This is a genomic window from Mesorhizobium argentiipisi (SeqCode), from assembly GCF_037179585.1.
Taxonomy (GTDB): Bacteria; Pseudomonadota; Alphaproteobacteria; order Rhizobiales; family Rhizobiaceae; genus Mesorhizobium; species Mesorhizobium argentiipisi.
The window spans coordinates 154,237-173,856 of the sequence record NZ_JAPYKO010000007.1 but is presented as its reverse complement, the minus strand read 5'-3'; the positions used below and the strand labels follow the sequence as shown (position 1 = coordinate 173,856).

Genomic DNA, 19,620 nt, shown 5'->3' with positions numbered 1-19,620 from the left:
AAATCCCGACCCTAAACCTGCATGATTTCAGCTTCCTTATCGGAAAGCAGGTGATCGATGGTGCTGATCATCTCGTCGGTCAGCTTCTGGACCTGGTCGGACCGCTTGCGCTGATCGTCTTCGCTGATGGTGCCGTCTTTCTCAGCCTTTTTGAGGAAATCCATGCCGTCGCGGCGGACATGGCGCACCGCGACGCGCGCGTTCTCGGCATAACCATGCGAAATCTTGACCAGTTCCTTACGACGCTGCTCGTTGAGCTCGGGCAGCGGGATCCTCAGCGTGGTGCCGTCGACGATCGGGTTGAAGCCCAGATTGGCTTCGCGGATGGCGCGGTCGACCGCGCTGACCATCGACTTGTCCCAGACCGACACCGAAATCATGCGCGGCTCCGGCACCGAGACATTGGCGACCTGGTTGATCGGCATTGCCGTGCCGTAGGCCTGCACCTGGACGGCGTCGAGCAGGTTGCTGGAGGCCCGGCCGGTGCGCAACGAAGCCAGGTCATGCTTGAAGGCGGCGATCGCCCCGTCCATGCGTCGCTTCAGGTCTTCGTACTCGCCACTCATGATCATCTCCTCGACCCGTTCGCCGGGTTCACTGTTTCTATCGTCATTCGGTTCGCGGTTCCGTAGTCGCTCAACGAATCCTGGCGCCTGTTACTTGTCCGTGACGACCGTGCAATGGCCGCCGCCCCTCAGAATATCGCCGAAACCACCTTTTTCGTGGATCGAATAGACGATTATCGGAATGTTGTTTTCGCGCGCAAGTGCAATCGCGGCCGTATCCATGATCGCAAGCCCGCGTTTGATGACTTCGGCGTGGCTGATGCGGTCGAAGCGGACAGCGTTCGGGTCTTTCTTGGGGTCGGCCGAATAGACCCCGTCGACCTGCGTGCCCTTGAAAAGCGCATCGGCGCCGATCTCGGCGGCGCGAAGGGCCGCGGCCGAATCGGTGGTGAAGAACGGATTGCCGGTGCCGCCGGCGAAGATGACCACCTTGCCCTGGTTCATATAAGCCGTCGCCTGGCGCTGCGAAAAGCTCTCGCAAAGTTCCGGCATGGCAATCGCCGAAAGCACGACGGCGTCGACGCCGATCTTGTTGAGCGAGGTGCGCAGCGCGAGCGAATTGATGACGGTGGCGAGCATGCCCATGTGGTCGCCGGTGACACGGTCGCCGCCCTTCGAGGCCACAGCCACGCCGCGAAAAATGTTGCCGCCGCCGATGACGACGCCTACTTCGACGCCCAACGCACGCGCCTCGGCAATGTCTGCGGCGATGCGGTCGACCACCGAGACGTCGATGCCGAAATGCTGCTCGCCCATCAACGCTTCGCCGGAAGCTTTCAGCACGACACGTCGATAGAGGGGCTTCACCGTCATCTCATTCCTCGAAATCTCGGCGCGGCAAATTTGGAGGCAAAACCGCCCCCGCTTCATCCGGCGATGCTGTCATGACGGGTTGACCCGATACACGAAGGGCGCGGCGATGTCACGCCGCGCCCTCGTGCAAAATTCCAGGCTTTTTCGCTCGGTTGCCGCCTCTTTGATCAGTTGCCGTCTTTCGATCAGTTGCTTGAGATGCTGACCGCCTCTCCTTCGATGATGACCGCAGGCGAATAACCGGCCGGCTTGTCGCCCGTCACCGCGCCGCCGGTCACCCGGACCTGGATCTCGGGGCCGAAATAGGAATGCGGGAACGGCGCAGGCGTGGCGCTGACCTTTTCCAGCCGAGCGCGAAGCTCTGCGGGAATCGAAAAATCGAGCGCGCCAAGATTATCCTCGAGCTGGTTGAGCTTCGTCGCTCCGAGGATAACGGAGGCGATGCCGGACTGCGTCGCCACCCAGTTGAGCGCGACCTGGGCCATGCTGCGGCCGAGTTCGGCCGCCACCTTCTCGAGCTCTGCCACGATCGCCCAGTTGCGGTCGCTGAACTTCTGGAAGCTGGGATGCGTGGTGTTGCGGAAACCGTCGAGCCTGCCGGCGTTTCCAGCTTGGGTCGGCCGGTATTTGCCGCTTAGCAGGCCGCTGGCCAAAGGGCTCCACACCATGATGCCGGCGCCATGACGGGTGGCGAAAGGCACATATTCATGTTCGATGGCACGCTCGGCGAGCGAATATTCGAGCTGCAGCGCCGAGACCGGCTCATAGCCGCGCAATTCGGCAATCGCCTGGGCGCGGCCGGCATACCAGGCCGGCACGTCGGAGAGGCCGATATGGCGCACCTTTCCGGCCCGAACGAGGTCGTCCAGCGTGCGCAGCACCTCCTCGGCCGGAGTGATCCTGTCCCAGACATGCAGAAGGTAAAGGTCGATATAGTCGGTGCCGAGCCGTTTCAGCGAGGCGTCCACGGCCCGCATGATGTTCTTGCGGCCGTTGCCGCCGGCATTCGGATTGCCGGCTTCGGAATTCATGGTGAATTTCGTGGCGATGACCGCCTTGTCCCGCAAGCCGCGCTCGGCGACGAACTCACCGAGCCAGGTCTCGGCGGTGCCGGCGGTATAAAGGTCCGCCGTGCCGAAGAAGTTGCCGCCTGCTTCGACATAGGCGTCGAACATCGCACGGGCTGTGTCCCTGTCCGCGCCCCAGCCCCATTCGGTGCCGAAGGTCATGGTGCCGAGCGCCAGCCGGCTGACGCGCAGGCCGCTGTTGCCGAGCGTGTAATAGGTCATGGTCATGGTGGTCTCCCGATTCTGAACTGATTTGCTGCCGGTCACTGGCCTGGGGTCGCTTTGACCCAGGGATTGCCGCGCTCATGCGTCATGCGGAAAGTGAAGCCGTCGACCTTCCAGCCGGCAGCCGAGCGTGTCAGGTGGTGCTCATAGGTGCCCCAGACTTCCCAGAGCGGATCGCCATTGCCTTCCATCCGGTTCCAGGCATAGCCGTTGGAGCGGACAGTCGCGGCATCGGCTTCGAGCACGACCTGATGGTTGGTGCGCAGATGCAGACTGGTCTTGCTGCCCTTGAGGTTGCCCGCCCAGGCGCCGATCAGGTCGTCGGACGCGATATTGGCCGCGGGCTGCCCGGACAGGCTGCTGAAATCGGCGGTGACACGCTCGGCGAAATAGCTGCGCGCCAGCTTCCAGTCCTGCGCATCCACCGCGCGATCGATCGCATCGGCGATGCGGATAACGGCACGCTCGTCGGCAAGCGTCTGCCAGCCAGCCGGTTCGGCGCCGCCGGCATCGACCGGCGCCAGCACTATTCCTGCGGCAAAAGTTACATGTCTCAACGCGTTCATTTCGTCTCTCCTTGGCCATCAGCCCGCCGCCGATGTGTTGAACGCCAAAATGAGCCGGCTTAGGGGCATCGATAAGATTGCATTGTTCGCAAAGACTGTGCGATATCATTCATGAATGGATCGCGATCTGCTCACACACCTGCCGGTCATTGTCGCAGTGGCGCGGCGCGGCGGCTTCGCGCTTGCCGCGGCTGAGCTGGGCATGAGCCCGTCTGCTGTCAGCCACGCAGTGCGGCTTGTGGAAGAGCGCGTCGGCCAGCCGCTTTTTGCGCGCACGACGCGCAGCGTCTCGTTGACGGAAGCCGGCAAAGCGCTGGTGGAAACCGCAGCCCCTGCCCTGCAGGACATCGCCGAGCGGATGGATCGCATTCGCGGCGTGAAGGGAAGGCCGGCCGGCCTGCTCAGGATCAACGCCTCCAACATAGCGATCCCCTTGGCGGTGACGCCGGTGGTCGCGGCGATGGCGGAACGCTATCCTGATGTGACGGTCGAAATCGTTGCCGACCAGGGACTTATCGATATCGTCGGCGAAGGTTTCGACGCCGGCATCCGGCTGGGTGAAATGATCGCGCAGGACATGGTCACCGTCAGGATGACGCCGCCGTTCAAAGCCGTGATGGTCGCCTCTCCCGCCTATGTCGGAAAGCACGGCCGTCCGCGCGACATGGCCGATCTCGCCAATCACAATTGCATCGGCTACCGGCTGGTTCGGTCCGGCGCGCTTTACCGTTGGGACCTGAACGACAACGGCAAGGATGTCGTCGTCGAAACGCGCGGCACGGCCATCGTCACGGATTCGCTTGGCGCCATCGATCTGGCGCTGGCCGGCGTCGGGCTCGCCTACGTCTTCGAGCCGCTGGTGCGCGCCGACCTTGCTGCCGGCCGCCTCGCCCAGATCCTGCCGCAGACGGCGATCGAGGAGCCGGGACTCTTCCTTTATTTCCCGCGCCGCGCGTCGATGGCGCCGAAGCTGAGGGCATTTATCGATACCGCACAAGAAATCGGCCGGGCATCCATGCGGACACCCGGCCGAGTTGCCTGAGCTCGTGAGCTCTTCATCTTAAGGGAAACGCTGCGCGTTTCCCTTGGATCAGAGCTATTTCTTGACCGCAGCCGCGACTTCCGCCGCGAAATCGGTCGTTTCCTTCTCGATGCCCTCGCCCAGCGCGTAACGCAGATAGGCGGTGATCTTCGCCGGAGCGCCGATCTCCTTCTCCGCATCCTTCAGCGCCTTCTCGACGGTGACGTCGGGATTGAGCACGAAGGCCTGCTTCAAAAGCACCACCTCTTCGTAGAATTTGCGCAGGCGGCCCTCGACCATCTTCTCGATGATGGCTTCCGGCTTGCCCGACTGACGCGCCTGGTCGGAGAAGATCGCCTTCTCGCGCTCGACAAGCGCCGGGTCGACTTCCTCGGCGGTCAGTGCGACCGGGTTGCTGGCGGCGACATGCATCGCGACCTGGCGGGCAAAGGCGTTGGCCGCATGCTCGTTGCCGGTGGTCTCGATCGCCACCAGCACGCCGAGCTTGCCGAGGCCGTCCGCAACCGCATTGTGGACATAGGTCGCCACCACGCCATGCGGCACGGTGAGCTTGGCCGAACGGCGGAAGCCCATGTTCTCGCCGATCGTGCCGACCGCGTCCTTGATGGTCTCGGTGACCGACTTGTCGGAGCCCGGATATTTGGCGGCGGCAACGGCTTCGGTCGTGCCGTAGGCGAGCGCGACCTTGGCGACGTTGGCGACGATTTCCTGGAAAGCCGCATTGCGGGCGACGAAATCGGTCTCGGAATTGACCTCGACAATGGCGGCTTCACGCACGCCGGCGTCGACGCCGATCAGGCCCTCGGCGGCAGTGCGGCCAGCCTTCTTGTCGGCCTTCGAAATGCCCTTCTTGCGCAGCCAGTCGACGGCCGCTTCCATGTCGCCGTTGGTCTCGTTCAACGCCGCCTTGCAGTCCATCATGCCCGCGCCGGTCAAGTCGCGGAGTTCTTTGACCTGTGCAGCCGATATCGTCATTGTCGCCTCTTTGTTTCAAATGCGCCGACGCACCATCGGGTTTCGATGATGCGCTCGGCAAAAGCGCTTTAGCGCGCCAACTTATTGGAAGATGAAGGCCGGGATCCGGCCTTCCTTATCAAGCTTCCGGAGCTTCGGCAGCCGGAGTATCGAGCGCCGGCTCGACCGGAGCCTCGGCCGAAGCGCCGACATCGACACCGAGCGCGCCCTGCTGGCGGGCGATGCCGTCGATGGCGGCCTTGGCGATCAGGTCGCAATAGAGCTGGATGGCGCGGGCCGCGTCGTCATTGCCGGGGATCGGGAAGTCGATCTTGTCCGGGTCGCAGTTCGAATCGATGATGGCCACGACCGGGATGCCGAGGCGCTTGGCCTCGAGGATGGCGATCGCTTCCTTGTTGGTGTCGATGACGAACATCAGGTCCGGCGTCGAGCCCATGTCCTTGATGCCGCCGAGAGCCTTGTTGAGCTTCTCGCGTTCGCGGTCGAGGTTCAGACGCTCTTTCTTGGTGAGGCCCTGGGCCTCGCCGGCGAGCGTCTCGTCGAGCTTGCGCAGGCGCTGGATCGAGTTCGAGATCGTCTTCCAGTTGGTGAGCATGCCGCCCAGCCAGCGCGAGTTGACATAGTACTGGGCCGAACGCTGCGCGGCGTCGGCGACGATGTCGGACGCCTGGCGCTTGGTGCCGACGAACAGCACGCGGCCGCCTTTGGCGACGGTGTCGGACACCTGCTTCAGCGCCTGGTGCAGCAGCGGCACCGTCTGCGACAGGTCGATGATGTGGATGTTGTTGCGGGCGCCATAGATGTAGGGCGCCATCTTCGGGTTCCAGCGGTGGGTCTGGTGGCCGAAGTGAACACCAGCTTCCAAAAGCTGGCGCATGCTGAAATCTGGCAGAGCCATTCTTTAGTTCCTTTCCGGTTGGCCTCCACGGACACAGGCATTTCGGACAGGATGTCCTGATGCCACCGGAGGTTTCAGCCGGATTTCTCCCGGGCAGACACCAAAGTCCGTGTGTGGAATGAGCGCGCATATAGAGGGGAAGTCCCATAAACGCAAGCCGAGTGTCACTTCGCGCATCAACGTGCGGCAATCAGCGCACCGGTGCCGATCATCGCGCCGCCAGCAAGCCTGTTCATGAGGCGCATGCGCTTCGGAGTTTTGAACCACCCGGCTGCCCGCCCCGCCATCGCGGCATAGAGGCCCATGGTGATGATATTGACGCTGACCACGACAAGGACCACGAGCAGGCCATCGGCGAAGGTCATGGTGTCAAGGTTGAGGATCAGCGGCATGATGGAGGCGTGGAACAGAATCGCCTTCGGATTGCCGAGCGCAATGGATGCGCCGAGAAAAAAGGACCGCGACAGCCGCGCCTGTGTCTGACGAGAGTCGTTCGGTTTCTGGGCGGTGGTCCGCCACATCCTGATGCCAAGAAAGACCAGATAAGCGGCGCCGGCGTATTTCAGCAAAAGAAAAATCCACTCGAAGGTCTGGGCCAAGGCCACCAGTCCGAGCAACGCCAGGGTGACCAGGACGGCGTCGCCCGCGGCGACTCCCATGCCGGCTATGAAAGCGCGCAAGAACCCACGCGACAGACCATTGGTGATGACCGCGAACATCGCAGGTCCAGGCGTGGCGGCGGCCAATGAAATCGCGACGCAATAAGCCAGGAACGCCGTCACCGTCATCGTCTTACCTTCCCATTCGGAACCCGCACGCGACGGAAGATCGCCACGATGTCCTCGCGGCTGCATTCGATCGCCCCAAGCCTCACCGCGCGATCACGCTCGAAGCCAGTGATATCGTAATGCGGCGCCGATGTCTTGGGCGGCCCCTGATAGGACGAGCGCTTAAGGCCTAGCTCGGCGGCAAAGCGATGGAGTTCGTCGGTATCGTCGGCGAGCAGATGGCACCAGCGGTGGCCGGCCCATTTCCAGATCGCCGCATCGACATAGACCGCCATCAGGCCCGCTGCATTCGGTGAGCCTCACACATGGCATTCGGAGACCAAGCCTGCAAGCCGGGCCGGCTGCCGTCAGCAATTGCTATTTCGAAGCAGGGCAAGGCTTGGTCTGATCGAACAGCGACAGGTTCACCAGCTTGCCGGTCATCGAGAAATCGCCATAGTCCATGACGAGGTCGCGGGTGATGCCGTTCTCATGCAGCTTGAAGCTGATCCGGTATTCCGGCACTTCCTCGCCGCTTTTGTCGGTGTCGTCGAAATAGGCGATGTCGACCGGCCAGTATTTGTCGGAGGCGAGCTTGGCCAGCGCCGGCGCTTCCGGGTCCGTCTTCTCGCCTTCGGTCTTCTTGCCGACGATGACCGTGGTGGTCATCACCTTGTTGGCGTCCTCGGAGCCGTCGAACAGGTTGGTCTGGTAGAAATTCTCGCCCTTCTCGGCCTTGCCGATCAGCTCGACCAGATGCTGGGTCGGAAACTGCGTCGCCGCGAGCTCGAGACTGTTCTTCTCCGGCTTGTCGATATCGACCTTGAGTCCCTTTGCTTCCCTGGTGGCCGTGCCTTTGACTTCCTTGTCGAGGTTCTGGTCGACAAAGGATTTGGTCACGAAGGAAAAGGTCTTGCCTTCGGCATCCTCGAAAGTCGTCGTCTGCTGGTCGGTCAGCCTGGTGTTGTCGTTGGTCACGATCTGGGTGACGAAGCGGAACTTGACCGTGTAGCCTTCACAGGCGGAGCCGTTGAACTCGTAGACCATGCGGCCGGTGATGCCGGTAATACCTGAACGGTCGGAGGCCTTGTTGAGGGTCAGATCATAGACGGCGCGATGCGCCTGCAACGCAGGCACCGCAAGAGCCGGCGCCATTGGGAACGCGGCCGAAAGACAGGCGGCGGCGAGAAAAAGACGCGTTGCGCGCATGCGTTGCTCCGGTCGTCGCGGCTGGGGGCAGGCCGCAGGGAAAGATGGTCCAGCTTAAAAAAAGTCGTGGCGGAAGCGAGGCAAAAATAGCAATTTCGGCCCGGCCAGCGCGGCGTCTTCCAGCAATAGGGAAAACCAATGAGCGAAACAATCGAAAAGCGGCTAAGCGATCTTGGCGTCACCCTTCCGGCCGCCGCCGCGCCCGCCGCCAACTACGTGCCCTATTGCCGCACCGGCAACACGATCTTCACGGCCGGCCAGCTGCCGCTGAAGGACGGCAAGCTGCAGGCAAGCGGGCTGCTCGGCCGCGACATCGACACCGCCGCTGGCAAGGAAGGCGCGAAATTCTGCGCCATCAACATTCTGGCGCAGGCCAAGGCGGCGCTCGGCGATCTCGAAAAGATCCGCCGCCTGGTCAAGATCACCGTCTTCGTCGCCTCCGCGCCTGATTTCGTCGAGCAGCATCTGGTTGCCAACGGCGCCTCCGACTTCCTGGTCGCGGTACTCGGCGAGCGCGGCAAGCACGCCCGCTCCGCCGTTGGCACCGCCTCGCTGCCGCTCAACGCAGCGGTCGAGATCGAAGCGATCTTCGAAGTCGAGTGAGGCTTAACATGACCGATCTGTCCTGGCTGATCGCGCGACCTGTCGCGCATCGCGGCTTCCACGACATGAACAAGACCCGCTGGGAGAACACGCTGTCGGCCTTCGCCGCGGCGGCCGAGCGCGGCTACGCCATCGAATGCGACGTCCATATCTCGTCCGACGGCGTCCCGGTCATCATACATGACGGCGACCTGAAACGCCTCACCGGCCAGGACGGGTTCGTCTGGCAACGCACCGCGGCCGAGCTGGCGACGCTCAGGATCGGCGGCACCAAAGACCACGTCCCGACGCTCAAGGAAGCGCTCGACCTGATCGACGGCCGCGTGCCGCTGGTGGTCGAGCTGAAAGGCGTTCCCGGTCACGACGCGGGGCTGGTGGCAAGCGTCGGCCGGCTGCTCACGCACTACAAGGGCAAGGTGGCGATCATGTCGTTCGACCACTGGCTGATCCGCGACTTCGCCAAGGATGCGCCGGGCATCCCCGGCGGGCTGACCGCCTATGGCCGGGACAACCAGCTGATCGAAGCGCATTTCGCTATGCTCGCGCACGACCTCGCCTTCACCTCCTACGCCGCCGGCGACCTGCCGAACCGCTTCGTCAGCTTCGTGCGCGAAAAGCTCAAAATGCCCGTCATCACCTGGACGGTGCACGACCAGCCGGCGGTCGACCTCACCTTCAAATATGCCGATCAGATGACCTTCGAGGGCTTTGAGCCTGATCTGGTCAAGGTCGCCTGAGGAATGCCTGAAACGTGACTTGTAGACGCCTGGGTGACGCTTAAATAAGCCCCATGGATCAAGGCGACGACGACGATGGACGAGCAGCGAACGCGGACTATGCGATCCGCGTCGCGGCGGGTATCGGCGCGTTCACCTGCGAGGAATGGAATGGCTTTGCCGGCACCACGCGTAGCGACCAAGGAAACGGCTATAACCCGCTTGTTTCATTCGCTTTTCTAAGTGCTTTGGAAGACTCCGGCTGCGCTGTCCGGCGCACCGGCTGGCAGGGTCATCACCTGCGGCTGGAAACGGCGCAGGGCAGGCTTCTCGGCGCCGTCCCTTGTTATCTCAAGTCACACAGCCAGGGCGAATATGTCTTCGACCATGGCTGGTCGGACGCCTTCAAGCGCGCCGGCGGGCGCTACTATCCCAAACTTCAATGCTCGGTGCCCTTCACGCCGGTCACCGGCCCTCGCCTGCTGGTCAGCAAAGGCGAGAATGAAGGCGCCGTGAAGGGCGGATTGGCGGAGGGCCTGAAGCTCGTGACCGACAAGCTCGGCGTCTCTTCCGCGCATGTCACCTTCGCCACCGAATCCGATGTCGCGACGCTGGAGGCGGCCGGCTTCCTGCATCGCACCGACCAGCAGTTCCACTTCTTCAACGACGGCTTTTCGACCTATGACGATTTCCTCGCCACGCTCGCCTCGCGCAAGCGCAAGGCGATGAAGAAGGAGCGCCGCGAAGCGCTTGCCGACGGCATCTCAATCGACTGGCTGACCGGCAAGGACATCACCGAAAGCGCCTGGGACGATTTCTTCGCCTTCTACATGGATACCGGCGGCAAGAAATGGGGGCGGCCCTATCTCAACCGACAGTTCTTCTCGCTGATCGGCGATCGCATGGCCGACGACATTCTCCTGGTGATGGCGAAGCGGAGCGGCCGCTACATTGCCGGTGCCATCAACTTCATCGGTTCCGACGCGCTCTACGGACGCAACTGGGGCTGCATCGAGGATCACCCCTTCCTGCATTTCGAGGTCTGCTACCATCAGGCGATCGATTTCGCCATCGAGCGCAAGCTCAAGGTGGTGGAGGCAGGCGCGCAGGGCGAGCACAAGCTGGCGCGCGGCTACAGGCCGGTGACCATGCATTCGGCGCACTACTTCTCGCATCCCGGCTTGCGCAACGCCGTCGCCGACTATCTCAGGCGCGAGCGCCGCGAGGTCGAGCGCATGGGCGAATATCTCGAAGAGCACACGCCCTTCCGCAAGGATCTTGGGGAATAGCCGGCCTCACCGCGCGCCATGCCGCTGCGATGAAAAACAGCGCCGACACGTTTGCCGCATCAGACGACAAATGTCGGCGTTCATGCAATAGCAGGGCATGCCGTCAAGAACAGCCGATAGCCTTGGCGAAGCGAATGACGCCGGCTTGATGCATGCCGTCCAAACTGCGCAGCGGTTTTGCGAGAACGACATGCATGAAAACAGAGACTTAAGGCGCGTCGCCTGAATCCATTCCGCACGACGCGCCTTAGCGATCTCGCCTGAGCGCCTTGCCGCCCGTCGGCGGCTTCGCTACACCGGACGGTGAACGCAATTGGGAGTGTCACCCCATGGCCGAAGCCTATGATCCCGGCAATATCTTTGCGAAAATCCTGCGCGGCGAGATTCCGTCGCACCGCGTCTACGAGGACGATGCGGTCGTCGCCTTCATGGATGTGATGCCGCAAGGCATAGGCCACACGCTGGTGATGCCCAAGGCGCCGTCCCGCAACATGCTCGACGCCGATCCGGCAACGCTCGGTCCGCTGTTCGCGGTCGTCCAGAAGGTGGCCGTGGCAGTGAAAAAGGCCTTCGACGCCGACGGCGTCACCATCATGCAGTTCAACGAACCGGCCTCCGGGCAGACCGTCTATCATCTCCATGTCCACGTCGTGCCACGCTTCGAAGGCGTGCCGTTGAAGCCGCATTCCGGTCAGATGGAGAAGCCGGAGGTGCTGGCCGAGCACGCCGGCAAGATCCGGGCGGCGCTGGGAAGCTGACCTAGCCTTCGACCCGGTGATTGCGCGCTGACCGCTCAAAAGAAAAGAGCCCCATTGCCGGGGCTCTTTTGCATTTCAAATGAAGGCCGATCAGCCCTTGCGCGGCAGTTGCGGCACAAGGCTGCGTTTGTTGCCGTCCTTGCCCTTCGGCTCCGGCTTCTGTGCCACGGCCTTCTTGGGCGCCGGCTTCTTGGCCACCGCCTTCTTCGGCTTCGGCGAGTCTTCCGGCTCTTCCTTCTTCGGCTGCACGGGCGACTCGTCGGCGAGCGATTCGAGCTTCAGGCCGGACTCGCCGGTTTCCTTCTTCTCGACGGTGACGCGCACCGTGCCGCCCTTCTTGAGCTTGCCAAACAGCACCTCGTCGGCCAGGGGCTTCTTAATGTGCTCCTGGATGACGCGGCCGAGCGGACGCGCGCCCATGCGCTCGTCATAGCCCTTGTCGGCCAGCCAGGCGATCGCATCCGGCGACAGGTCGAAGGTGACGCCACGCTCGGAGAGCTGGGCTTCGAGCTGCATGACGAACTTCTGCACCACCTGATGGATGACAGGCACCGGCAGCGAGCCGAACGGGATGATCGCGTCCAGACGGTTGCGGAACTCCGGCGTGAACAGCCGGTTGATCGCCTCGACATCGTCGCCCTCGCGCTTGGTCGAGCCGAAGCCGATCGCCGCGCGCTGCGCGTCCGAGGCGCCCGCATTGGTGGTCATGATCAGGATCACATTGCGGAAGTCGATCTGCTTGCCGTTGTGGTCGGTCAGCTTGCCGTGGTCCATCACCTGCAACAGGATGTTGAACAGGTCCGGATGCGCCTTCTCGACCTCATCGAGCAGCAGCACGCAATGCGGATGCTGGTCGACGCCGTCGGTCAGCAGACCGCCCTGGTCGAAGCCGACATAGCCGGGAGGCGCGCCGATCAGCCGCGAGACCGTGTGGCGTTCCATATATTCCGACATGTCGAAGCGGATCAGTTCGACGCCGAGCGAGGCGGCAAGCTGCTTGGCGACTTCCGTCTTGCCGACGCCGGTCGGGCCTGAGAACAGGTAGGAGCCGATAGGCTTCTCCGGTTCGCGCAGGCCGGCGCGCGCCAGCTTAATCGCCGAGGTCAGCGCGGTGATGGCCGTATCCTGGCCGTAGACTACGCGCTTCAGCTCGATATCGAGCCCCTGCAGCACCTTCTCGTCATCGGCCGAAACCGTCTTCGGCGGGATGCGCGCCATGGTGGCGATCGTCGCCTCGATCTCCTTGATGCCGATCGTCTTCTTGCGCTTGGCCTCCGGCACCAGCATCTGCGAGGCGCCGGTCTCGTCGATCACGTCGATCGCCTTGTCCGGCAGCTTGCGGTCGTTGATGTAACGGGCCGACAGCTCGACCGAGGCCTTGATCGCCTCGCTGGTGTAGCGGACCTTGTGGAACTCCTCGAAATAGGGCTTCAGGCCCTTCATGATCTCGATGGCGTCCTCGATGGTCGGCTCGTTCACGTCGATCTTCTGGAAGCGCCGCACCAGCGCGCGGTCCTTCTCGAAGAACTGGCGGAACTCCTTGTAGGTGGTCGAGCCGATGCAGCGGATGGCGCCGGACGACAGCGCAGGCTTCAGAAGGTTCGATGCATCCATGGCGCCGCCCGAAGTGGCGCCCGCCCCGATCACGGTGTGGATCTCGTCGATGAACAGCACCGCGCCCGGATAGTCCTCGAGCTCCTTCACGACCTGCTTCAGCCGCTCCTCGAAGTCGCCGCGATAGCGGGTGCCGGCCAACAGCGTGCCCATGTCGAGCGCGAAGATGGTGGCGTCCTGCAGCACTTCCGGCACGTCGCCCTCGACGATGCGCTTGGCCAGTCCCTCGGCGATCGCCGTCTTGCCGACGCCGGGGTCGCCGACATAGAGCGGGTTGTTCTTGGAACGGCGGCACAGCACCTGGATGGTGCGGTTGATCTCGCTGTCGCGGCCGATCAGCGGATCGATCTTGCCGGCCCGCGCCTTGTTGTTGAGGTTGACGCAGTAGGCCGTCAGCGCGTCCTGCTGCTTCTTCTTGCCGCCCTCTTCCTGCGGCTCGGCGCCGTTCTGGCCGCCCTGCTCGTCCTCGGCGCCGCGCGGCGTGCGCGATTCCGAAGCGCCCGGGCGCTTGGCGATGCCATGCGAGATGTAGTTGACCGCGTCGTAGCGGGTCATCTGCTGTTCCTGCAGGAAATAGGCGGCGTGGCTCTCGCGCTCGGCGAAGATGGCGACGAGCACATTGGCGCCGGACACTTCCTCGCGGCCGGACGACTGCACATGGATTACGGCGCGCTGGATGACGCGCTGGAAGCCTGCGGTCGGCTTCGAATCCTCGTCATAACCGGTGACAAGGTTGTCGAGCTCGGTGTCGATATAGGTGAGAACGGTATGCTTGAGCTCGTCGAGATCGACGTTGCAGGCGCGCATGACGGCGGCCGCCTCGGTGTCGTCGATCAACGCGAGCAGCAAATGTTCGAGCGTCGCATACTCATGATGCCGCTCGTTGGCGAATGTCAGCGCCTGATGTAGCGCCTTTTCCAGGCCTTGGGAGAAAGCCGGCATGTTACCTCACTTCTTCTCCATCACGCATTGCAGCGGATGCTGATTTTGTCGGGCGAAATCCATGACCTGGGACACTTTGGTCTCGGCCACCTCGAATGTGTAGATGCCGCACTCGCCCACTCCATGATTGTGAACATGAAGCATGATGCGTGTGGCGGCTTCGCGGTCCTTTTGGAAAAACCGTTCCAGGACGTGAACGACGAACTCCATCGGGGTGTAGTCGTCGTTCAGGATGAGGACCCGGTAGAGACTGGGCTTCTTGGTCTTGGTTTTGGTGCGCGTAATGACAGCGGTGCCGCGACCGGGATCGTTGCGGTCACCGTCACTTTGCATTCGCACCACGTCTGCCGTGGCAGTCAAACCGATCGTCACGTAGTCCAGCCTTTTCGATTCCCCATGCGAGTTCAACATGTAGGTTCTCGATGAACGATTTTAAGCCCTTCTGTTTAGCTGACAATATGGCTAGGTCGGCAAACCTCAGCGAATTTCTCAATCGTGAATGCAGCAAGGCGCATCGGGTTGCGATTGCGCATGAAAAAACCCGGCCGCGTTTCCGCGACCGGGTCCTTTTCGCAGGCCGGCTGGCCGTATCGGCTACGATCGGTCGAAATTACTTCGCCTTGGCGACCACCGATTCGAACGGCTTGTAGGCTTCCTTGGCGAGCTCGGCATAGAGATTGCCGATCTTGCTGGCCTCGGCCACGAAGCTCTCATAGCTCTGCTTGGCGTAATCGGTCTGGATCTCGACGGCCTTTTCGATCGACTTGGCCGAGAACAGCTTCTCGAAGGCGGCGCTGCCGGCCTCGATGCTCTTCTTGGTGTATTCGCCGGCTTCGGTGGCGATCGCCTGCGCGCCCTTGGTGAGCGAGGCAAAGCTCTTCAGCCCGGTGTCGGCAAACTCCTTGCCGTATTTCGTGAAGTCCTCATAGGTCTGGGTCATTTCACGCTTCCCTTGGTTGAAACGCCCTTTTGGCCCCGGGCGCCCTTGTGCAATGCACCTCAATATATTGTGCGATGCACAAAAGTCAAGAATCCCCTTGGTATGCAGGGGCTTCAGCGCCGGCGGCTGGTAAAATTCGATTAAAGAGAAGCTCGATTTGCCGAAAAATGGTGAACGCGGCGGTTACCATAAACGGATTGGTAACGCTGGGCGCGATAGCTTGGCCGGCAGTGAGGCAGGCACTCCCTTTGCCGCCTCCGGGGCAACGAAAATTCAGGGTAAGTAACGGTGCGTCAGGCGTTGTCGGGGCTGGTCTCCAAATCTTTCTCCCTCAAGGCAATCATGATCGCTGCGCTCGCGATGACGGTTGTCGTCGCCGATGTGGCGTCGTCAATGGCAGCAAGATCCTCGGCCATCGTCGTGGACGCCAAGACCGGCAAGGTGCTCTACTCCGCTGACGCCAATGGCCGGCGCTATCCCGCCTCGCTTACCAAGATGATGACGCTCTACCTTACCTTCGAAGCGCTGGCGAAGGGTAGGATCAGCAAGAACACCCCGGTTCCGTTTTCCGCGCATGCCTCCGCCGAGGCGCCGACCAAGCTCGGCGTGCGCGCCGGCGGCTCGGTTCCGGTCGAGACCGCGATTCTGTCGATCGTGACGAAATCTGCCAACGACTCGGCGACCGCGCTTGGCGAGATGCTCGGCGGCAGCGAGGAGAATTTCGCCCGCATGATGACGGCCAAGGCGCGCCAGCTCGGCATGAACGGCACCGTCTTCCGCAACGCCAACGGCCTGCCCGACCCCGGCCAGTTCACCACAGCGCACGACATGGCGATGCTTGGCATCGCTCTCCGCGAGCACTACCCGCAATATTATGGCTATTTCTCTCAGCGCTCGTTCCTGTATGGCCGCCAGCGCATCAACGGCCACAATCGGCTGCTTGGCCGCATCAAGGGCGTCGACGGCATCAAGACCGGCTATACCCGCGCCTCGGGCTACAACCTCGTCTCCTCCGTCGCCGACGGCGACCGCCGCCTCGTCGCCGTGGTGATGGGCGGCGCTTCCGGCCGCAGCCGCGACAACCAGATGGCCGCGCTGATCAACACCTATCTGCCGCGCGCCTCGACGCGCGGCGGCGGCGATCTCATCGCCAAGGGCAATGACAATCCGACCAAGACGTTGGCCAAGGTTTTGTTGCCCAAGCGTGACGCGCCGACGCCGGACGCCAAGCCGGCAGCGGACGACACCGTCGTTGCCTCGGCCGATGATGTCCAGGATGACACGCAACAGGTCGCCGAAGAGACGAAGCCCGTCATCAGGGTCAAGAAGGTGAAGACGGTTGCCGTCGCCGCCATGGTGCCGGCTCCCAAGTCACAGGACACCTCGTCCCAGGTCGTCACCGCCTATGCCGAGCCGGCACCTGCGGCGCCCGCGATCGATCCCGTCAAGACGTCGTCAGTGCCCTCCGGCTGGGTGGTTCAGGTTGCGTCATCGCCGACGAAAACGGGAGCCCAGGCGCTGCTCGACCAGACCGCCAAGCAGGCGCCGAAGATCCTGGCTGACGCTTCGGGCTTCACTGTCGCCTTCGACAAGGATGGCACCACCTACTACCGCGCCCGCTTCGGCGGCTTCGGCTCGAAGGACGCCGCGTGGAAGGCCTGCGATGCGCTGAAGCGCAAGAAAATCTCGTGCTACGCCGTCGAGCAGTAGGCGGCCGTTGAAATCTCCCGGAAGGTACCGGCGTCGAAGGAGACTAATCGTGATTGGAGAGCAAGACGTCCTTGGCTTCATTGATTCGCGCCGCCAGGACAGACGTGCCGCCGACATCGGCGTTCAGGCGCTGCATCAGGCGGCGGTGCGCCTTGCGGATATCCGCCGCGGCAGCCCCCGCTTCAAGACCAAGGATCTTGTAGGCCTCCTCCTTAGTCATGGCGCCCGCACCTGGCGCAACACCCAGCCCTTCGCCACCGTGCGGCTGCGCGTCCTTGCGCCAGACGGGAAAACGGCCGTCAAGATACGTCTCTAGGAGCTGGCGGCTCTCCAGATCGGGGCTGAGCTCGCCATAAAGCTGGCGCAGGTCCGTCAGCCCCATGGCCCCAAGCATCTTGCCTTCATAACGCCCGGCCAGGACAAGCCCTTCGAGCCTGCCGCTGTCATGATCGAGGTCCATTTCGAGCGCGGCGGTGCGCACCGTCGAGTGTTTGGACGCCGCGGCGCGCGCCGGAGGCCGCCTCGTGCGTATCCAGCCGACCCAGGCCAACGCTGCGAGCAGAAGCAGCCCGCCGATAAGGCTGCGGCCGAAGATCAGCATGGGCGCGCCGACCAGTCCCAGGAAGGCGGGTCCAAGCGATCTCAGGCTGTCGGCCATCCTTGCCGCATCCGCGCGCACAAAGAGCAAAGCGGCGCCGAAAAGCACCACGAGCACTGCTGCCAAAGCAAGGATCACGCCCATCGACTAGCACCGCTGTACGGATGACCGAGCATAGAAATAGGATGGGACGAAGGTCCCGCGCTTGCAAGTCCCACGTCGGACGAGCCGAAGGGCCAGCGCCGGGGACGATCCGCAAAGCCGCGCTAGAGCAGACCCAGTTCGGCGAGTTCCAGCCTGAGCTTCGGCGGCATCTCGGCGAGTGCCGCCCTACCCTTGCCGAGATCGGCCGGCGCATCGGCGGGCTTGAGGTAACGCCAGCCCTGGAAGGCGCGGCGCGGCTGCCAGTCGGTGCGCACCACCTCAGGATCGAGCACCAGATGGCAGCGACCGATCCCTTCATCGTCGATGAAGGGCCTGATCTCGGTGATCAGCTGCCGGCACTGCACGCTGCCCTTGATCACCCAATAGAGTGAGCCGCCATCGGTGATCTCGTCGCCGCGCGTCGGCACCATGCGGGTGGTGTGCCAGTGCTCGGCCGGCTCGCCCGCGCGGCGCCGCTCATCGAGACGGAAGGCAATCCACTCTTCGAGATCCTCGACGCTGTCGCAGCCGACGCACAGTTTGATGAGGTTGAGTGACATGCCCCAAGATTTAGCCGCAAGGGTTGACGCGTCAACGCCTTGAGCGACTTCTCCACAGGGCCAGTCTGGGGTCTCGGTAAGACCTCAGCACTCCACCACATTGACCGCCAGGCCGCCGAGGCTGGTTTCCTTGTATTTCTCGTTCATGTCGAGGCCGGTCTGGCGCATGGTCTCGATCGCGGCGTCAAGCGGCACGAAATGCGTGCCGTCGCCCTTGATGGCCAAGGAAGCGGCCGTCACAGCCTTCACCGCGCCAAGCGCATTGCGCTCGATGCATGGCACCTGCACCAGGCCGCCGACCGGATCGCAAGTCATGCCGAGATGATGCTCGAGCGCGATCTCGGCAGCGTTCTCGACCTGCTCGGGCGTGCCGCCCATTACCGCGCAAAGGCCGGCAGCAGCCATCGCCGAAGCGGAACCCACCTCGCCCTGGCAACCGACTTCGGCACCCGAGATCGAGGCGTTGGACTTGATAATGCCGCCGACGGCGGCAGCCGTCAGCAGGAAGTCGCGGATGCTCGACTGATCCGCTTCGGGATGGAAATGCAGCCAATAGCGCAGCACAGCCGGCAACGTGCCGGCTGCGCCATTGGTCGGCGCCGTTACCACGCGACCGCCGGCGGCATTCTCCTCATTGACCGCCATGGCGTAGATCGACAGCCAGTCATTGGCGAGCAAGGGATTGGGCCGGTTCTGCTGCCACTGTTCCTGCAGCTTGTCATGCAGTTGCCGCGCACGGCGGCGCACCTTCAGCCCGCCGGGCATGATGCCGTCCTGCGACAGACCGCGATCGATGCAGCCCTTCATCGCGCCCCAGATCGCGTCGAGGCCTGCGTCGAGCTCCTCGCGCGACATATGCTTCTCCTCGTTGGCGCGCTTCATCTCGGCAATCGAAAGCCCGCTCTTTGCCGCCATCGCCAGCATCTCGACCGCATTCTTGAACGGGTACGGCACCGTCTTGCCCTCGGTCGTCACCGAGCCCTTGGCCTTCATGCGCTGCAGCTCTTCCTCGGAAACGACGAAACCGCCGCCGATCGAATAATAGATGCGCTTGAGCAGCAGCCGGTCGGATGCGTCATAGGCATAGAAGGCCATGCCGTTGGCATGGCCGGTCAACGGCGTCTTGCGGTCGAGCACGAGGTCCTTGGCGGGATCGAAACGGTATGTCGGGTGCCCTGGCGGGGAAATCCGCTTCTCCGCGCCGATGCGGGCGACGATGCCCTCGGCCTCATCCGGATCGACCGTTTGCGGCGTCTGGCCGGCCAGGCCGAGGATGACGGCGCGGTCCGAGCCGTGGCCGATGCCGGTATAGGCAAGCGAGCCATGCAGGCTGACGCCAATACGATCGACTTTCACGCCCGCCGGCCGCGGCCAGTCGCCGGTGAGGATCTCATCGAGGAAACGGCGCGCGGCCGTCATCGGCCCCATCGTGTGCGAACTCGACGGGCCGATGCCGATCTTGAACAGGTCGAAAACCGAAAGGAACACGGGGCCGTTGTCTCCTGGAGGCCGATCAAGACTTACATATAGGAATTCCCGGGATGTTTCCGCTGTTTTGCATGGCGCGGCGCGGCGGCTGCCGACCTTGTTTGCTCCGCCAGCGACATCGTCCTCCCAC

The 19,620-nt window shown here is 63.0% G+C and carries 21 protein-coding genes; 6 read left to right on the top strand and 15 right to left on the bottom strand.

Annotated features, from left to right (window positions below; genetic code table 11):
* Positions 1 to 11 precede the first annotated feature (11 nt).
* From frr to O7A05_RS13180, 4 genes are all read right to left on the bottom strand, one after another.
* Positions 12 to 566: a ribosome recycling factor gene (gene frr, locus O7A05_RS13195; RefSeq protein WP_082037291.1), complete on the bottom strand. Its 555-nt coding sequence runs from the start codon at positions 564 to 566 to the stop codon at positions 12 to 14.
* 90 nt (positions 567 to 656) lie between these two features.
* Positions 657 to 1,379, bottom strand: a complete 723-nt coding sequence (gene pyrH, locus O7A05_RS13190; RefSeq protein WP_040987265.1) for a UMP kinase — start codon at positions 1,377 to 1,379, stop codon at positions 657 to 659.
* A 185-nt stretch (positions 1,380 to 1,564) separates the two neighbouring features.
* Positions 1,565 to 2,674 (bottom strand): aldo/keto reductase, encoded by a 1,110-nt coding sequence (locus tag O7A05_RS13185; protein WP_337093526.1) that lies wholly within the window; start codon positions 2,672 to 2,674, stop codon positions 1,565 to 1,567.
* A gap of 35 nt (positions 2,675 to 2,709) precedes the next feature.
* Positions 2,710 to 3,237: a nuclear transport factor 2 family protein gene (locus O7A05_RS13180; RefSeq protein WP_337093525.1), complete on the bottom strand. Its 528-nt coding sequence runs from the start codon at positions 3,235 to 3,237 to the stop codon at positions 2,710 to 2,712.
* A 115-nt stretch (positions 3,238 to 3,352) separates the two neighbouring features.
* Here O7A05_RS13180 and O7A05_RS13175 point away from each other — a divergent pair, with 115 nt between their 5' ends.
* Positions 3,353 to 4,279, top strand: a complete 927-nt coding sequence (locus tag O7A05_RS13175; RefSeq protein ID WP_337093524.1) for a LysR family transcriptional regulator — start codon at positions 3,353 to 3,355, stop codon at positions 4,277 to 4,279.
* Positions 4,280 to 4,333: 54 nt separating this feature from the next.
* Here O7A05_RS13175 and tsf read toward each other — a convergent pair whose 3' ends face one another.
* The 5 genes from tsf to O7A05_RS13150 form a co-directional block, all read right to left on the bottom strand.
* The gene (tsf, locus tag O7A05_RS13170; protein WP_337093523.1) at positions 4,334 to 5,254 is read right to left on the bottom strand and encodes a translation elongation factor Ts; all 921 of its coding nucleotides are present in this window, start codon (positions 5,252 to 5,254) and stop codon (positions 4,334 to 4,336) included.
* A 118-nt stretch (positions 5,255 to 5,372) separates the two neighbouring features.
* Positions 5,373 to 6,152, bottom strand: coding sequence for a 30S ribosomal protein S2 (gene rpsB, locus O7A05_RS13165; RefSeq protein WP_224582355.1), 780 nt, complete (start codon positions 6,150 to 6,152; stop codon positions 5,373 to 5,375).
* A 176-nt stretch (positions 6,153 to 6,328) separates the two neighbouring features.
* On the bottom strand, positions 6,329 to 6,940 hold the full coding sequence (locus O7A05_RS13160) for a LysE family translocator (RefSeq protein WP_337093522.1): 612 nt from the start codon (positions 6,938 to 6,940) through the stop codon (positions 6,329 to 6,331).
* On the bottom strand, positions 6,937 to 7,215 hold the full coding sequence (locus tag O7A05_RS13155; RefSeq protein WP_337093521.1) for a DUF4031 domain-containing protein: 279 nt from the start codon (positions 7,213 to 7,215) through the stop codon (positions 6,937 to 6,939). Before O7A05_RS13155 ends, O7A05_RS13160 begins: the two co-directional genes overlap by 4 nt.
* An 82-nt stretch (positions 7,216 to 7,297) precedes the next feature.
* Positions 7,298 to 8,128: a cell envelope integrity EipB family protein gene (locus O7A05_RS13150; RefSeq protein ID WP_337093520.1), complete on the bottom strand. Its 831-nt coding sequence runs from the start codon at positions 8,126 to 8,128 to the stop codon at positions 7,298 to 7,300.
* 138 nt (positions 8,129 to 8,266) lie between these two features.
* Between O7A05_RS13150 and O7A05_RS13145 the strand changes: the two genes are divergently transcribed.
* From O7A05_RS13145 to O7A05_RS13130, 4 genes are all read left to right on the top strand, one after another.
* Positions 8,267 to 8,731, top strand: coding sequence for a RidA family protein (locus tag O7A05_RS13145; protein WP_337093519.1), 465 nt, complete (start codon positions 8,267 to 8,269; stop codon positions 8,729 to 8,731).
* A gap of 8 nt (positions 8,732 to 8,739) precedes the next feature.
* Positions 8,740 to 9,468 (top strand): glycerophosphodiester phosphodiesterase, encoded by a 729-nt coding sequence (locus O7A05_RS13140; protein WP_337093518.1) that lies wholly within the window; start codon positions 8,740 to 8,742, stop codon positions 9,466 to 9,468.
* Positions 9,469 to 9,521: 53 nt separating this feature from the next.
* A complete protein-coding gene (locus O7A05_RS13135; protein WP_337093517.1) occupies positions 9,522 to 10,736 on the top strand; it encodes a GNAT family N-acetyltransferase in 1,215 nt (404 codons plus the stop codon).
* A 329-nt stretch (positions 10,737 to 11,065) separates the two neighbouring features.
* The gene (locus tag O7A05_RS13130; protein ID WP_337093516.1) at positions 11,066 to 11,494 is read left to right on the top strand and encodes an HIT family protein; all 429 of its coding nucleotides are present in this window, start codon (positions 11,066 to 11,068) and stop codon (positions 11,492 to 11,494) included.
* A 90-nt stretch (positions 11,495 to 11,584) separates the two neighbouring features.
* Here O7A05_RS13130 and clpA read toward each other — a convergent pair whose 3' ends face one another.
* The 3 genes from clpA to O7A05_RS13115 all read right to left on the bottom strand — a co-directional run bounded on the left by clpA (position 11,585) and on the right by O7A05_RS13115 (position 14,990).
* Positions 11,585 to 14,050: an ATP-dependent Clp protease ATP-binding subunit ClpA gene (clpA, locus tag O7A05_RS13125; RefSeq protein ID WP_095765347.1), complete on the bottom strand. Its 2,466-nt coding sequence runs from the start codon at positions 14,048 to 14,050 to the stop codon at positions 11,585 to 11,587.
* Positions 14,051 to 14,056: 6 nt separating this feature from the next.
* The gene (gene clpS, locus O7A05_RS13120; RefSeq protein ID WP_036258315.1) at positions 14,057 to 14,383 is read right to left on the bottom strand and encodes an ATP-dependent Clp protease adapter ClpS; all 327 of its coding nucleotides are present in this window, start codon (positions 14,381 to 14,383) and stop codon (positions 14,057 to 14,059) included.
* Between the two features lie 277 nt (positions 14,384 to 14,660).
* Positions 14,661 to 14,990 carry a phasin family protein gene (locus O7A05_RS13115; RefSeq protein ID WP_337093515.1) on the bottom strand — a complete coding sequence of 110 codons (330 nt, stop codon included), beginning with the start codon at positions 14,988 to 14,990 and terminating at the stop codon, positions 14,661 to 14,663.
* Positions 14,991 to 15,278: 288 nt separating this feature from the next.
* Between O7A05_RS13115 and O7A05_RS13110 the strand changes: the two genes are divergently transcribed.
* Positions 15,279 to 16,700, top strand: a complete 1,422-nt coding sequence (locus tag O7A05_RS13110) for a D-alanyl-D-alanine carboxypeptidase family protein (RefSeq protein ID WP_337093514.1) — start codon at positions 15,279 to 15,281, stop codon at positions 16,698 to 16,700.
* Positions 16,701 to 16,743: 43 nt separating this feature from the next.
* On the opposite strand, the gene O7A05_RS13105 is transcribed toward O7A05_RS13110, so the two are convergent.
* The 3 genes from O7A05_RS13105 to O7A05_RS13095 all read right to left on the bottom strand — a co-directional run bounded on the left by O7A05_RS13105 (position 16,744) and on the right by O7A05_RS13095 (position 19,490).
* Entirely contained in the window at positions 16,744 to 17,442 is a 699-nt protein-coding gene (locus tag O7A05_RS13105) for a J domain-containing protein (RefSeq protein ID WP_337093513.1), read from the bottom strand.
* Between the two features lie 122 nt (positions 17,443 to 17,564).
* Positions 17,565 to 18,002: a DUF1489 family protein gene (locus O7A05_RS13100; RefSeq protein ID WP_337093512.1), complete on the bottom strand. Its 438-nt coding sequence runs from the start codon at positions 18,000 to 18,002 to the stop codon at positions 17,565 to 17,567.
* Positions 18,003 to 18,086: 84 nt separating this feature from the next.
* Positions 18,087 to 19,490, bottom strand: a complete 1,404-nt coding sequence (locus O7A05_RS13095) for an L-serine ammonia-lyase (RefSeq protein WP_337093511.1) — start codon at positions 19,488 to 19,490, stop codon at positions 18,087 to 18,089.
* Positions 19,491 to 19,620: the final 130 nt, after the last annotated feature.